The following is a 14,873-nucleotide window of genomic DNA, read 5'->3' as shown; positions in this document are numbered from 1 at the left end:
TTGTTCGTCTTTGGATCCTTATTTAGTGGTTAGGATCCTATCCAATGTTCGTGAATTTTAAAGAAAGCAGGTGGTCTAAATAAAGCTTCAACTGGATTTATTTAGAGAGATAATAGTGGATAACTTCGCGGGTGGAGGCGGGGCATCAACAGGGATTGAATTGGCAACGGGTCTAAATGTCGATGTAGCGATTAATCATGATCCAGCTGCAATTGCAATGCATAAGGCCAACCATCCGAATACAGAGCATTACTGTGAATCGGTGTGGGATATAGATCCTAAAGAAGTTGTCAAAGGTAGAAAAGTCGGGCTTTGTTGGTTATCTCCTGACTGTAAGCATTTTAGTAAAGCAAAAGGTGGAAAACCTGTCGATAAAACCATAAGAGGACTAGCATGGATAGCTGTAAACTGGGCAATTAAAGTAAGGCCGAGAGTAATCATGCTTGAGAATGTAGAGGAATTCAAAACATGGGGTCCATTGAAACGGAATGATAAAGGTGAATTTGTTCCGGATCCGGATAAAAAAGGGATGACATTTCAATCATTCATGAAATCGTTGCAGGCATTAGGTTATGAAGTGGAAACGAAAGAGTTAAAAGCTTGTGATTTCGGTGCTCCTACTACAAGAAAGAGATTGTTTCTGATTGCCAGATGCGACGGACAACCAATTTCCTGGCCGGAACCAACACATGGAGATACAAATGAGTTAAATGTTCAACTAGGGATTAAAAAGCCTTATCGAACAGCTGCAGAAATTATTGACTGGTCTATTAACGCCCCAAGCATCTTTGAAAGAAAAAAACCATTAGCAGAAAATACTATGCGGAGAATAGCAAGAGGGATCCAGCGTTTTGTCGTAAATGATCCGAATCCCTATATAGTTAGAATCGGACAAACTGGTTTCGGTAAAGACAGATTGCAATACAAAGCGGATCATCCGCTAACTACAATTACCACTAAAGCGGAACATTGCCTTGTCACACCTTTTCTATCTACCTACTATACAGAAACAACGGAAAACGGAGTGAGAGGACAGAGTATTAAGCAACCTATAGCAACCATACCGACAGCAAATCGCTTTGGGTTAATCTCTGCATTTATAGCAAAGAATTATGGGGGGAATTATAATGGTCCTGGTATCGCTATAAATGGTCCGCTACATACCATCACAGTAAAGGATCATCATTCGTTAGTTCAAGCATTCCTCATGAAATATTATGGATCGGATACTGGGCAATCTCTAAACGGTCCGCTTCATACAGTTACTACAAAAGATCGATTTGGACTAGTAACTGTAGCGGGACAAGATTATCGAATTGTGGATATCGGAATGAGGATGTTGCAGCCACATGAATTATTTAAGGCGCAAGGGTTTCCAGACGAATATATCATCGATCGAGATCACAAAGGGAACAAATATCCTAAAACCCAACAAGTAGCTAGGTGTGGTAATTCCGTGCCACCACCATTTGCAGAAGCTCTCGTAAGATCTAATTTGCCGGAGTTATGCGTGAAAAGTTACAAATACAAAGCAGCACAGTAATTACAGGGAGGGGAAAGTATGGTATCGACACAAAAATTAGCAAGTGCTTACAGCTTTTTAATTAAAATTCAATCTTCAAGCAGCCCAATTGTCTCAAAAGAAGCGGTAATTCAACATATGAGTTCTTTAATTAATCATATTGAAAGTAATGAAGACCTGAAATCTTACAAGGATCAGAGGGGGAATGATCGTGAATAGGTTGGAGGAAATAAAAGATAAACTTACAAGAAAATATCCTGTTCGTAAATCAAAAAAACTATTAGATCATGATGATGTAAGATATCTAATTCGACAAGCAGAAAACGCTGAAACTTGGAAAGAACAAATAAAAGTAACGCAAAATCGCAATGAGCGATTAGAACAACAAAACAACCAGTACAGGGAATTTGCCCATACAATCCGATTAATTTTAGAGTCACCATTCACAGATTTTGACGACCTGCACAATGAAATAAAAAAGCATTTAGAAGCATTGGAGGAAAATGAATGAACTGGCAAATGCTCTTTGAAATACAAGCTGGACTAGATCATCACATTATCGAAAATAAAGAATTAGAAGGAGAGTACTTATTAGATAAAAAAATGCTAGCGTTGAGAGTGGAATTAGGAGAACTAGCAAATGAATTGCCAGAGGTTTTTAAATACTGGAGTAACAAGAAAAATAATTATGATAATGCTCTCGAAGAGTACATTGATGGATTACACCTTATATTGAGTATAGGACTAGAATTAGGTATTCATCATAATGATATTGTAATAGAGAATGATTTGACTGGGGAAACCACAACTGAAACCTTTAACATACTATATTCATATATATCTACATTAAGATCATACTTAGATGTTAATTTACCAGCAACGATAACAAATAAAGATGTTAAATGTGCATTTAATGAATTAATAGAGTGTTTTGTAGGGTTAGGCGAGAAAGACCTAAGATTTACGTGGGAACAGATCGAAAAATCATACATGCTTAAGAATGTAGAAAACCACAAGCGTCAGATGCAGGGTTATTGATGAAAATGAAGTTTAATAGGAGCGCTTCAAATGGACGTAAATAAAAGAGAATCTATCATCCAACAATTGTCTTTAGTAAGTGGTTATAGTCAAGAATACTTTAGGAAACTATCAGATAGGCAATTAAGAAAGGAAATGGAGCGATACTATGGCCAAGACCATTGAACAAAAAGTTGATGAAAATCTTATGGAGATAAAACGATATCAACAAAAAATCAATCGGTTACCTAATGAAGAAAAAGTATCGCGTATCTATTTATTGGCCAAACAGTTAGTATTTATTGGACGATTAGCTAGTATTTTCGGTGAGGAATATAAACAAATATATGCATATAGAAAACGTGTATACAATGAAACATACTTAACTGCCGCGAAACATCGATCTGCTACTGCAGAATTAGCGGTAGTAGATATTAGGCAGCAAGAAGCGGAAGCCTTTGGGAATTTTAAACGATGGTCCAATGCTTTTACGAGAACCAGAGAAGAAATCAATGCTCTAAAATATAAAGTAAAAATCGATATACAAGATGGATCAAGTCATGAGAATTATTAGGGAGTTGGTTTCGTGAATAAAACCTTAAACATAAAAAAGACCACATTTAAACACATTGAAGCGGAATGGTACAACTACCATTGGACCTTAAAAGAAATTGCGCAACTGAGGGAAGAGATAATGAATCCTCCAGTAGAGATCGAAGAAGATATAAATATTGTAAAAGGGGCTAATTCTGTGAGGCAGCCTGGTGATCCAACTAGTAGATTAGCTATGAATATAGTAGCAAGTAAGCAGTTGCAACATATGGATAGCATTGTTAGATCAATAGAATCAGTATACAATGCCTTACCAGATGACTATAAAAAATTAGTAAGAATTCGATATTGGAGAAGAGACAGACGATTGACATGGGATGGTATTGCAGGAGAATTAAACGTGAGTAAGCGACAAGCCATGCGGTGGAGAGATGAAATAATACAGGCAACGATTGAACTTTTAGGCTGGAGATAAAAGATGTCACTTTCATGTCACTTTTTGCCTTTAAAAACGTGTTATTATGCTAATATGAAATTCCATAAAAATTCCCCTTTTTAAAGCACTCACTTTTCGTGGGTGCTTTTTATTTTGCAGGAAAGTAAGTGATCAAGGATGAAAATATCTGATCGACTATCAAAAAAACAAATAGAAAAGTTAAATCAAATTAAAGATAACAACCTGACTAGAAAAGACTGGATTGAGATGATGGGTGTTAATCGGGATACTTATAAAAGGGTAAGAGGGAAAATTAAAAGTAGAAGAAAATAGAAAGTCTCATGTTGTCTCTCTTTTTGGAGATAAGCGAAATAAAGAGTTAAAATTCTAGAAGATTATGCAGGAATGAAATGATTTATGTCGAATATCATAGAAAAGGAGGTGATAGTGTGAAGGTTAGCTTTGTTAACGAACTGGGAAATGATATTCATGTTTTCGAAACTGATGATTTATCTGGAATTATAGCTGCAGTTAAAGAAAGTTCAGCAATGATTTTTAATCATGATCCTTTTTATGAATATGATGAAATGAGAATCAATCATTATGAAGAGGATGGGAAAATAGTTCAAGAACTAATTGTCTATTTTAAAGATTTTAGAGATGAATCAGACTAACAGAAAGATTAGGAAAGACATCTTAGAGGGTGATTAGTTGAAGGTGAATGAAATGAATAAATATCAAGTTACTGAGAGAATGAAGATGCTTAAGAAATTAATCAACAGTCCCGATACAAATATACACATAAATGGTGGCGGTGCCGACATATATGAAGAGATCAACAACCCGCCAACTGATAAGGATGGATTTGTCCACAAGTATTATCTTCAGGAAACAACTAAAGGTTTAATTGAAGTCCTTATAGAAAAAGAAAGATAGTTATTTGAGACTTAATAAAGTTTCATTTACTAATAGTGGAAGGGATTCCTCTTCTTTTGTCGAATTAATTAGGAGAGAAGGGGGTGATAATTTGGAAAAGTTTAGGGTGACATTTGAAATGATTAATGGCCAAAATCATTTCTATGAAGTGGAAAGTACTACAGAAAAAGTATATGAATTACTTAATAATAGTCCTGATGGTTGGATACAGTTAAAAGAAAGTGGAGAAACACACTATATTAAAGCTGATTCAATAGCAAGGGCTAGAGTCATATCAGAGTCAGACTACAATAAGATCGAACAGCAAAAACAAGAAGAGAATTTCAAAGCACTGAATAATTATGGATTTTAGCACCTGCTGAGGTGCTTTTTTTATGTTTCAAAATTGGGAGTAGAGATTCCTAGTTATTCAAAGATGATGATGGGTCCTTCTGACGGGGGTGCCCCTATGCGGGGCTGGCGACGCCCGAGAATCACCCCGGTTTGAATAAAAATTTTTACTTCGGAACTTCGGAAATGAGGTGATAAAAGTGGATGGTTATAAAGTGCTAGATAACGAAGTTGTTGTCTCTACAAAAGCGCTTTGTGATTTATTGGAAATAAGCGATAGAACCTTGACAGACTGGAAACGACAAGGATTAACACAACATAGTCGTGGATGGTGGGATTTAAAAAAAGTGCTGAAATGGAGAGGGTTAATTTCTCATTCAGATTCCGAAGTAGACAAATCGATCAATCTACAGAAAAAGAAACTAGAAGCAGAAATCGCTTTTAAAGAAGCTCAATCAGATCTTTCTCGATTGAAAGCAGATATTGCTGAAGGAAAATATCTAGAAAAAGAAATCGTGGAATTAGAGCTTTCACGTTTTTTTGCTGTTTTCAAAAAATCATCTATGGCACTTTCACGAAAACTGGCAGGTGAAGTCAGTTCCTATGTTGATCCTTTAGAAGCTAGACGAATTGAAAAATCACTATCAGAGATTATTAACAATGCTTTGGAACAGATGAGTGTGGACGGTGTGTATTATGCCAAAAAGAAAAAAGTATGAATGGCCATCATTTATAGTAAACACTCTTCGCCATTTAAGACCTCCAGAAAAGTTATTGGTGAGTGAATGGGCAGAGAAACATCGATACTTAGATAGCAAGACGTCAGCCATGCCTGGTCCATGGAATAACGGTATTACGCCATATCTGAATGACATCATGGATGAATTTAACAATCCGGATACGGAAGAAATTGTATTCGTGAAACCAACACAAGTTGGCGGATCAGAAGCGCTTAATAATATGGTAGGCTATGTCGTTATGCAAGATCCCAGCCCAGTAATGATTGTGTATCCAACAGATGATTTGGCCGAGTTTATTTCGGAAAATCGGGTTCAACCTATGTTCAATTTATCCCCTGGTTTAAGAGATAAGTTTAATAAACGGCAATCGAGTCGCAAGGATCTGCAGTGCGATGGAATGTTCATCAGTTTGGATGGTGCTAATTCGCCTTCTGGGTTGTCAAGTAAGGCCATTCGTTATTTGTTTCTAGATGAGGTGGATAAATATCCAGGTGCTAGTAAAAAAGAAGCTGATCCGATCAAGCTTGCTCGTGAAAGGACCAAGACTTTCACTACCAATAAAAAGATATTTATGACCTCTACACCAACCTTAAAGAGCGGTCATATATGGCAGGCGAAAGAAAAAGCGGATATCGTGAAACACTACAAAGTACCATGCCCTCATTGCGGCGATTATATTGAACTCAAGTTCCAACAAATTAAATGGCCAAAAAAAGATGGGATGAGTTATGCTGATCGAGCTGAATTTGCCAACTATGTTTGCCAAGAGTGTGGCTGTATTATTACTGATCAACATAAGCCTCAGATGTTGAGATATGGAAAATGGGAAGTCGTTGAGCAACGAACCCAATTCCCAAGAAAAGTGGCTTATTGGATGAATACTTTATATTCTCCATTCGTACGGTTTGGAGAAATCGCAAAAGAGTTTCTTGCTTCTAAAGACGATCCAGAGCAGCACCAAAACTTTGTCAACTCTTGGCTTGCAGAGCCTTGGGAAGACACTAAGCTAAAAACCAATGCTGATTTAGTTTTGGAGAGACAGTCCGATTATGAAGAATTTGAAGTACCTGATTGGGCAGTAATGTTAACTGGAGGTGTGGATGTACAGGAAACGAGTCTGTATTGGACCATACGCGCATGGGGGCCATATTTAACCAGTCAAAATATTGCTCATGGCCAAGTGTTAAGCTTTCAGGAAATTGAAAAAGTAATGAATGCGGAATACCAGAAAAGGAATGGCGAAACACTTATGGTCAATTTATGCGGCTTGGATTCAGGGGATCAAACGGATGCTGTTTATGAATTTTGTTCTATAAATAGTGAATGGGCTATACCTGTTAAAGGGGTGGCGACAAGTTATGCTCACTTTAAAATAAGCACGATTAATAGAGCCACTTCAAGCGCTCATGGTACCAGACTTTTATTGGTAGATGGCGGTAAGTATAAGGATATGATTGCTTCCAGAATGAGAAAGCCAAATGGACAAGGTTCCTGGATGGTCTATAAGGATTGCGATCGTGAATATGCGGAACAGGTGACAGCGGAACATAAGGTGAACAGCAAAACAAGTGGCGGTCGAACTACTCAAGTTTGGATACCAAAAACAAGTCATGCGGATAACCATTATTTAGATACCGAGGTTTACGCAATGGCTGCTGCAGATGTTCTTCATGTACGTAATATTCACCTAATGCAAGAAGAAGAAGAAACTTCGAATGAACCGGCTGTCCAATCAAATGAACAGGCCATGCAATTTAATAATTCTTGGTTAAAAAACAATAACTGGTTATAAGGGAGGGTGATCACCTATGGTAACACTTCAAGAGCAACTGAAACAAATCACTGAAGCTATTACTGCAATTGAGATTGGTGGCCAAGAATATCAATTAGGTTCCATGCGTTTAAAGCGAGCCGATTTATCTTTGTTGTATAAGAGGCGAAAAGAGTTAGAAGGACAGATTCAAGCAGAGCAAAACGGAAACGAACTATTGTCGAACACGTTTGTCAGTGTTTTCGATAGGAGGTAATATTTTGGAATGGCTGGAAAAAACCATAGCTGCCATATCTCCTAAATGGGCTTATCAAAGGAAGGCATGGGAGAAAGGTTATGAAGAAATAAGAAATTATGATGCTGGTACCGATGATCGACTCAATGCCGGTTGGAGAACAGTTAATGCTACTGCAGATCAAACAGATAGCGTCTACCGGGATACCATCCGGGCAAGAGCAAGGGATTTAGAAAGAAATTCGGATATGCAAGAGAGTATTATTGGAGCATTCGAACGAAATGTGGTTGGTACCGGTTTTAAACTGCAAGCAAAAACATCAGATGAAACCTTGAACACAAAAATTGAAGATCTGTGGAAAGAATGGTGTAAACCTCGAAATTGCGATGTGACCTACCAACAAAGTTTTTCAGAGTTGTGCCAAATGGCTATTCGGAGAAAGAAAATAGATGGTGGAATTATCTTCGTCAAACGGTACACTCAAGGTGGTGTTCTTCCATTTACATTACAAGTGAGAGAAGTGGATGATTTAGATACCATGCAGGCTAGCAGGAAAAATGTAAGGATTGTCAATGGTATTGAGTACAACGAGTATAATCGCCCCATCGCTTATTATTTTAAAACGTATGACATTCATGGCTTGTATTCTGGTAAATCAGAACGTATAAAAGCCGATGATGTCATTTTTTTATGGGATAAAAAGAGACCTTCTCAAATTAGAGAAATGTCAGAAATGTCTCCTACTATTACGAGAATCAAAGATGTTAATTCCTATATGGAAGCGGTCAGTGTGAAAGAAAGAGTGGCAGCTTGTTTATCTGTTTTTGTAACGAAAATGACGCCAGGTGGGGGAAATGGCTTCGGTAGACAAAACAACACATCTAATCATTCTTATCAAGGAAAGACACTAAGTCCAGGAATGATCATGGAAATGAATCCAGGGGAAGATGTGAAAGTGGTCAATCCACCAGCCCAAGGTTCCAGTGCTGCCGACTTTGTGAGACTGCAGCAACGGTTAACGGGAAGTGGTCAAGGAATATCATACGAAGCAATTGCTCGTGATATGTCCCAAGTCAATTACAGCAGCGCCCGTCAAGGCTTACTGGAAGACCAGAAAACGTATGCCATGGAGCAACAGTATATGATTCAACATTTATTAACCGAAGTCTATGAAACCTTTTTAATTTCTGCTGTGTTAAGTGGTGCTGTCCAGGTCCAACATTTCTGGAATAAGAAAAAAGAATACATGAAACATAGTTGGACACCACCAGGACAAAAATGGATTGATCCATTGAAAGAAGCGAATGCCAATAAAGTGTCTTTAGAAACCAATCAATTAACACTTGCAGAAATAGCAGCAGCTGCCGGTTCTGACTGGAAAGATGTAGTGGAGCAAAGAGCAAGAGAATTAGAATACATGAAGTTAAAGGGGGTGATAAAAGATGACGAAGCGTAAAACGATCGAATTAAGTCGCGACACGACAATTAATGCAAAAGCTATCGATGATGAAAAGAGGCAAGTAGAATTAAGCTTTTCAAGCGAAGAACCATATGATCGATGGTTCGGACCAGAAATACTAAGCCATAACGATGGGGCTTGTGATTTAACACGGTTAAACGAAATTGGCTGTCTACTTTATAACCACTCGAGGGATAAAGTAATTGGTAGAATTGATAAAGCCTGGGTGGAAAATGGTCGTGGCCTTGCTCTTGTAACTTTTGATGAGGATGAAGCAAGTGAAGTGATTTATCAAAAAGTGAAAAACAAGACTCTAAAAGGTGTTAGTGTAGGGTACCGAGTAGACAGCTGGGAAGAAGTCGGATCCGGGAAGACCTCAAGCGATGGTCGTTTCAAAGGACCATGTAATATTGCTCTAAAGTGGTTGCCACTCGAAATCTCCATTGTATCCATTCCAGCTGATGCAAGTGTAGGAGTGGGACGAGAAATGGAAAGTGGATTGCCCTTTCAAAAACAAACCAGCTCCCAACCAAAATCAATTTATTTTAAACAAATTCAATTAAATGAAAATTATGTAGGAGGACGAAACGAATGAATCTAAGAGAATTACTTGATAGACAAAGAGAAATTGTAGAAGCTGCAAAGGCGGAACAGAGAGATTTAAACGAACAAGAGCAGCGTGAGTTTGATCAATTGCAAGAAAAAATTAATGCCATTCGAGAGAATGAAAAGAATCAAGCGCGTGACGATACTAACATTTTGAAGACTGCTGATCCAATTCAAGACACTAGTGATCTGGTAAAACAAGCGATGGATACGGAAAGACAACGAACGGCAGATATCACCAATCTCTGCAGACACTTTGACTTAGAACCTGATGAGTATATTAAAGATGGTAAATCAGTAGAAGATGTACGTGCTGCCATTATAGAGAAACAAATGAAAAATGGAAGACCATCCAGCGTGGGAATTATCCAGGATGAAGGAGATAAATTCCGTGATGCTGCCAGAGATGGATTAGCCTTACGTATTGGTTTGGATATTGAAAAACCAGCAGAAGGTGCGAAAGATTTACGAGGTTTATCTTTAAAAGAAATGGCCAAAGAAACGTTACGGTTAGAAGGAATCCCAAATGCTGCCCGATTAAGTGATGATGAAATTTTACGTCAATATTTAACGCCTACCAGTCTTTTTACGGGCATCATGGATCAAACAGCACGTACAGTATTTGAAAAAGCTTATACAGATGCAGAAACTACGTATCAATTGTGGACGAAGCGAGGAACACTGAAAGATTTCCGACCAACGAAAACGTATCAAGTGGGAACTGCAGGCGAGCTATTGGAAGTTCCTCAAAACGGGGAATTAAAGCACGACATGGTTAATGCGGAAGAAGGTCCACAACGTCAATTATTGACATTTGGCCGTCAATTCTCTATGTCTAGACAAGCATTTATTAATGATGATGTAGATTTTATTTCTACGATTCCTGCCCTATATGCACAATCAGCGCGATTAGGTATCAACCGTTTAGTATATCAGTTACTAGCGAAAAATCCTGCTATTTGGGATGGAAAAACATTGTTCCATACAGAGCATAACAATATCGCTGCTGTATCATCTGTACCTACTGTGGAAGCACTATCTGATATGCGAATTAAAATGAGAAACCAAAAGGCAGCTGGTGGACAAGTAAAATTAAACATTCCATCTAAATTTATGATTGTGCCAACAGCATTGGAAACAAAGGCCGGGCAATTTATTGGTTCGAATGTGGATCCCGATCAAACTAATCCAAATATCAAGAACCCATTCTTTAATAGCCTGCAGATTGTGAGTGATGCAGAGTTAGATGATGCGACTGGAAACGGAGCAAAAGAATGGTATATTACAGCTGATAAATTAAGAAGTCCTATTCAAGTGGACTTTTTGAATGGGGTAGATATGCCAACCATCGTGATGAAGCAACCTCCTGCAGGTCAGTTAGGTTATATGTGGGACATTTATATTGACTATGGTGTAACAATCGTAGATTACAAGACAGTTGTTAAAAATAACGGTCAATAATAGAAAGGGAGAATAGCTTATGTTAAATAATCCTCAAGCAAATTATGTACAGCGTGGAGAGTCCATTGACTTTACGAATAACGGCTCTTCAGATATTAAAGCAAATGACGTCGTAGCGCTTGCTAATCGAATCGGGGTAGCAGGTTGTGATATTCCTGTTGGAGCAACCGGAAGTATTAACGTCTTAGGTGTTTATGACATGCCAGCCGATACAGCAACAGAGTTCGCTGTTGGAGAAGAAGTGTACTGGGATGGATCGAAGTTAACAGCAACTGCAACCGATAATACACCAGCTGGTTGGGTAGTCATGGCGAAACCGGCAGCAACTACCATCGCCCGCGTGAAAATCGGGTAGGTGATAGGAATGATCATTCTGGAAGCAGTGAAACCTATTTTTATGAATGGCAGAGTGATTGAGCCTGGTAATATTTTCTCTTGTGATCCGATTTTTGCAAAAAAATTAGTCCATAGTAAATCGGCTAACATTCAAAACAAAACAAGCCCAACTTCTATGACAAAATCTTATTTAGAAAGTAAAACCAGAGAAGAATTATTCGCGATTATTAAGAAACAAAAAATTGATGGAATTAATGAATCTGCTAGAAAACCGGCTATGATAGAAGCTATTCTGAAAGAAGAGTCTAAAAATGAACTTTAAAGATCAACTCAAGAAGGATTTGGATATCTTTATTAATCCCAAAGAATTTGCTGATTTCCATCGTTTAGATGGTATAGAAATGCCTGTCGTCATAGATGAATTTACAATGGATGAATTTTCTGGTCCTCAAAAACTCGAAAGTGCTATGGAAGGTATCTACCAATCCACCAAGACGATCTATGTGAAGTCTGCTGCCTATTCTAAACCCAAAGTGGGTTATCGTCTGCAATTAGACGAAGAAGATTATGAAGTGATTGGTGTGTCAGAAAATATGGGCATGTTGAAGATTGATCTATCTTCTTATGAAAGTTAGGTGTCGATATGGCCATTGATATTACGATTCCTCAATTAGAAAAAATTGAAAAACAGTTGATAGATACACCAAAGAGAATGCCAATGGTTGTTGCTCGGTCTATTAACCGGGCAGCAGAATCAGCCCGAACCCAAGGCTCAAAATTTGTCCGGGAAACGTACCGAATCAAAAACCGTTCGGCACTCGACAAAATAAAAATTAAAAAAGCATTTCCTTCTGAGTTGATGGCCGATATCAATGTTAACGGTAGAACCTTATCCGTTAGTAATTTTCATGTAAGAGCTAATCAACCTTTTCCAAATCGTGGAAGATATGCAACAGTTCGTGTAAAAAAAGGGTCAGGTGGTAAAGTACCTGGTTCTTTTGTTTTAACCACGAGTAGTGGATATACGAATGTATTTACAAGAGTTTCTAAAGCCCGTTATCCATTAAAGAGTTTGCATGGTCCATCCTTACCGCAAATGCTAGGTGGAGAAGAAGGGATTGAAGTAATGGAAAGCAAAGCAACAGAAGTATTAGATCAGCGGTTAGATCATGAAATCAACCGATTGTTAGGTGATAAATAATGACTCCTATTTTGTTAGTAGATGCTTTAGTAAAAAGGATAAAACAAATTGTCCATGATTTTGATTTAGAAACGAAAAAAGATGACCTTACCAAAACACCAGAAGTTTATGCTGGCTACCTTCCTCCAAAATTGAAATCCAGAGAGGAAGATGACTTTCCTTATATTCTGGTCCGTTTCCTTACCGAGTCGGATAACGAGAATGATGTAGCCAGTATTCGACTGATCATAGGAACTTTTAGTGAAGATGAACAGGACGGCTGGCGAGATCCGTTGAATATTGCAACGAGGATCAAAATCGCGTTAAAAAAGTCGCCGGCTCTCGATTCCTTTTCTCTTAGAGACCGAATCAAAATAGAATTATTTGAGGAACAACCATATCCTTACTGGTTTGCCATGATGGATATGGATTTTGACATGCCTCAAGTACAATTAGATTGGAGTGAGAATGGCCTTGACTACTAGAACAAAAAAAGTGGAAGAAAAAGAGCCAGAGGAAAAAGAAGAAGTGGAAAATATGGCTGAAATAGAGGAAGAGAACATGGAAACAGTTTCTAATAAAGAGACTGTTTTTATTTATGTGGGCCCAACCACAAACTCAGTAGCGCAATTTACTGTATTTAAAAATGGTTATCCCATTCAAATGAAAGAGGATTTGGAAAAGTATAATGCCTTAAAGAACCTGTTTATCCCAACCAGTCAACTGCAGGCTTTTCAAAAAAATGTACAAGTAAAGGGAACAGTGGAAAACATTCGTTTTGAAGAAGCGAAAAAGTATTTCAAGAAAAAGGCGGTGAATAAATAATGGCATATAAGCATGGAGTCCATACAAGTGAAGTACCTACTTCCATCATTTCCCCGGTAGAAGCAACAGCTGGTTTACAAGTGGTAGTCGGTACAGCACCTATTAACCTGGCACAGACAACAGAATATGTGAACCAGCCATTACTTGCCTACAGTTATAACGAGGCAGTACAAGCATTAGGATATTCGGAAGATTGGGAAAACTATACGTTATGTGAAGCAATGGATGCAGCGTTTAGTTTATTTGGCGTGGCACCTGTTGTGTTGGTTAATGTATTAGACCCTGAAAAGCACTCGACAATCGTTGAACCTAGCGAAAAGGAGATTCTTAGTCAAAAAGTAACCATTGAAGAGGAAGGGGCCTTGTTAGATACCTTAACTGTTAAATTAACGGCAGCATCAGAAAGCAACTTGGTAAAAGATACGGATTACCTAACTTCCTTTGATGACAATGGACATACCATCATCACTGTAATTGACGGTGGGGGTATCCCATCTGAACAAAGAACTCTAGTAATCGGCTATACCAAATTGGATCCTGGCAAAGTAGACTATTCGGATATCATCGGTGGTGTGGATGTAAACACAGGCGATTCCACTGGATTGGAATTAATTAATACCGTGTTCCCGAAATTTGGCTTAGTACCAGGAACCATTATCGCACCGAAATACAGTAAAGATCCAATGGTCGAAGCAGTTATGAAAGCAAAAGCGGAAACGATCAATACGTATTTTAAAGCTACTGCCATTGTAGATGTAGACACTACAGCTGCCAATACGTATTCTAAAGTGTCGGAATGGAAGAATCAAAATAATTATACCGATCCTCTAGAGTTTGTGTGCTGGCCGAAAGTAGGACTAGGAGAAAAACAATACTATTTATCTACTCAATTAGCTAGTTTAATTAACCTTACTGACAGCCAATATGACGATACTCCATATAAAAGTCCATCCACTGAGTCGCTGCAAATGAATAAAGCGATCTTGGAAGATGGAAAGGAAGTGAACTTGGGACCTGATCAAGCGGCATACTTAAATGGACAAGGAATTGTCACAGCGTTGAATTTTATTGGTGGGTGGAAAGCCTGGGGAAATCGAACAGGTGCTTATCCTTCTATCACTGATGTGAAGGATTCCTTTATTCCGGTTCGTCGCATGCATAATTGGATTCAAAATACCATCATTCTCACCACATGGCAGAATGTAGATGATCCAACAAACCGGCGATTAATCGATACCGTTGCAGATAGTTTAACGATTTGGTTGAATGGCCTGACGGCAACCGGTGCATTACTGGGTGGACGAGTCGAGTTTCGAAAAGAAGAAAACCCTCAGACAGACTTATTAGATGGCATCGTGAAGTTTCATGTATTCGTTGCCTCACCAACACCAGGTAGAAGTTTAGAATTTATCGTGGAATTTGATGCGAATTATTACAATCGCCTATTCCCACAATAAGCAGGAGGTA

The 14,873-nt window shown here is 38.3% G+C and carries 22 protein-coding genes; all 22 read left to right on the top strand.

Going from position 1 to position 14,873, the window contains the following annotated elements; genetic code table 11:
- The first annotated feature begins 79 nt into the window (after positions 1-79).
- Positions 80-1,543 carry a DNA cytosine methyltransferase gene (locus F9U64_RS18985; RefSeq protein ID WP_153406473.1) on the top strand — a complete coding sequence of 488 codons (1,464 nt, stop codon included), beginning with the start codon at positions 80-82 and terminating at the stop codon, positions 1,541-1,543.
- A gap of 18 nt (positions 1,544-1,561) precedes the next feature.
- Entirely contained in the window at positions 1,562-1,741 is a 180-nt protein-coding gene (locus F9U64_RS18980) for a hypothetical protein (protein WP_153406472.1), read from the top strand.
- On the top strand, positions 1,734-2,033 hold the full coding sequence (locus tag F9U64_RS18975; RefSeq protein WP_153406471.1) for a hypothetical protein: 300 nt from the start codon (positions 1,734-1,736) through the stop codon (positions 2,031-2,033). The genes F9U64_RS18980 and F9U64_RS18975 overlap by 8 nt, the downstream gene beginning before the upstream one ends.
- Positions 2,030-2,560 carry a dUTP diphosphatase gene (locus tag F9U64_RS18970; protein WP_228275800.1) on the top strand — a complete coding sequence of 177 codons (531 nt, stop codon included), beginning with the start codon at positions 2,030-2,032 and terminating at the stop codon, positions 2,558-2,560. The genes F9U64_RS18975 and F9U64_RS18970 overlap by 4 nt, the downstream gene beginning before the upstream one ends.
- 148 nt (positions 2,561-2,708) lie before the next feature.
- Positions 2,709-3,113, top strand: a complete 405-nt coding sequence (locus F9U64_RS18965) for a hypothetical protein (RefSeq protein ID WP_228275799.1) — start codon at positions 2,709-2,711, stop codon at positions 3,111-3,113.
- A gap of 12 nt (positions 3,114-3,125) precedes the next feature.
- Positions 3,126-3,566 carry a transcriptional regulator gene (locus F9U64_RS18960; RefSeq protein WP_153406470.1) on the top strand — a complete coding sequence of 147 codons (441 nt, stop codon included), beginning with the start codon at positions 3,126-3,128 and terminating at the stop codon, positions 3,564-3,566.
- A gap of 410 nt (positions 3,567-3,976) precedes the next feature.
- Positions 3,977-4,201: a hypothetical protein gene (locus tag F9U64_RS18955; protein ID WP_153406469.1), complete on the top strand. Its 225-nt coding sequence runs from the start codon at positions 3,977-3,979 to the stop codon at positions 4,199-4,201.
- 52 nt (positions 4,202-4,253) lie between these two features.
- On the top strand, positions 4,254-4,463 hold the full coding sequence (locus tag F9U64_RS18950) for a hypothetical protein (RefSeq protein ID WP_153406468.1): 210 nt from the start codon (positions 4,254-4,256) through the stop codon (positions 4,461-4,463).
- 91 nt (positions 4,464-4,554) lie between these two features.
- Positions 4,555-4,815, top strand: coding sequence for a hypothetical protein (locus F9U64_RS18945; protein WP_153406467.1), 261 nt, complete (start codon positions 4,555-4,557; stop codon positions 4,813-4,815).
- A gap of 178 nt (positions 4,816-4,993) precedes the next feature.
- Positions 4,994-5,512 carry a hypothetical protein gene (locus F9U64_RS18940; RefSeq protein WP_153406466.1) on the top strand — a complete coding sequence of 173 codons (519 nt, stop codon included), beginning with the start codon at positions 4,994-4,996 and terminating at the stop codon, positions 5,510-5,512.
- Complete coding sequence (locus F9U64_RS18935) at positions 5,490-7,325, top strand: phage terminase large subunit family protein (RefSeq protein WP_153406465.1); 1,836 nt, start codon at positions 5,490-5,492, stop codon at positions 7,323-7,325. The genes F9U64_RS18940 and F9U64_RS18935 overlap by 23 nt, the downstream gene beginning before the upstream one ends.
- 16 nt (positions 7,326-7,341) lie before the next feature.
- Positions 7,342-7,560: a peptidylprolyl isomerase gene (locus F9U64_RS18930; protein WP_153406464.1), complete on the top strand. Its 219-nt coding sequence runs from the start codon at positions 7,342-7,344 to the stop codon at positions 7,558-7,560.
- Positions 7,561-7,564: 4 nt separating this feature from the next.
- Entirely contained in the window at positions 7,565-8,995 is a 1,431-nt protein-coding gene (locus tag F9U64_RS18925) for a phage portal protein (RefSeq protein WP_228275798.1), read from the top strand.
- The gene (locus F9U64_RS18920; RefSeq protein WP_153406462.1) at positions 8,982-9,593 is read left to right on the top strand and encodes an HK97 family phage prohead protease; all 612 of its coding nucleotides are present in this window, start codon (positions 8,982-8,984) and stop codon (positions 9,591-9,593) included. The genes F9U64_RS18925 and F9U64_RS18920 overlap by 14 nt, the downstream gene beginning before the upstream one ends.
- A complete protein-coding gene (locus F9U64_RS18915; RefSeq protein WP_228275797.1) occupies positions 9,590-11,065 on the top strand; it encodes a phage major capsid protein in 1,476 nt (491 codons plus the stop codon). Before F9U64_RS18920 ends, F9U64_RS18915 begins: the two co-directional genes overlap by 4 nt.
- Positions 11,066-11,084: 19 nt before the next feature.
- Positions 11,085-11,420, top strand: coding sequence for a DUF2190 family protein (locus tag F9U64_RS18910; protein WP_153406461.1), 336 nt, complete (start codon positions 11,085-11,087; stop codon positions 11,418-11,420).
- Positions 11,421-11,429: 9 nt separating this feature from the next.
- The gene (locus tag F9U64_RS18905) at positions 11,430-11,723 is read left to right on the top strand and encodes a hypothetical protein (RefSeq protein WP_153406460.1); all 294 of its coding nucleotides are present in this window, start codon (positions 11,430-11,432) and stop codon (positions 11,721-11,723) included.
- Entirely contained in the window at positions 11,713-12,036 is a 324-nt protein-coding gene (locus F9U64_RS18900) for a hypothetical protein (protein WP_153406459.1), read from the top strand. Before F9U64_RS18905 ends, F9U64_RS18900 begins: the two co-directional genes overlap by 11 nt.
- Before the next feature lie 8 nt (positions 12,037-12,044).
- Complete coding sequence (locus tag F9U64_RS18895) at positions 12,045-12,602, top strand: phage tail protein (RefSeq protein ID WP_153406458.1); 558 nt, start codon at positions 12,045-12,047, stop codon at positions 12,600-12,602.
- The gene (locus F9U64_RS18890) at positions 12,602-13,066 is read left to right on the top strand and encodes a hypothetical protein (RefSeq protein ID WP_153406457.1); all 465 of its coding nucleotides are present in this window, start codon (positions 12,602-12,604) and stop codon (positions 13,064-13,066) included. The genes F9U64_RS18895 and F9U64_RS18890 overlap by 1 nt, the downstream gene beginning before the upstream one ends.
- Positions 13,056-13,406 carry a hypothetical protein gene (locus F9U64_RS18885; protein WP_153406456.1) on the top strand — a complete coding sequence of 117 codons (351 nt, stop codon included), beginning with the start codon at positions 13,056-13,058 and terminating at the stop codon, positions 13,404-13,406. Before F9U64_RS18890 ends, F9U64_RS18885 begins: the two co-directional genes overlap by 11 nt.
- Positions 13,406-14,863, top strand: a complete 1,458-nt coding sequence (locus F9U64_RS18880; RefSeq protein ID WP_153406455.1) for a phage tail sheath family protein — start codon at positions 13,406-13,408, stop codon at positions 14,861-14,863. The genes F9U64_RS18885 and F9U64_RS18880 overlap by 1 nt, the downstream gene beginning before the upstream one ends.
- Positions 14,864-14,873 lie beyond the last annotated feature (10 nt).

This window comes from Gracilibacillus oryzae (genome assembly GCF_009498735.1).
GTDB classification, from domain to species: Bacteria; Bacillota; Bacilli; order Bacillales; family Amphibacillaceae; genus Gracilibacillus; species Gracilibacillus oryzae.
Note: the sequence above shows the minus strand (reverse complement) of the source record. Positions and strands in the feature narration are given on the sequence as shown.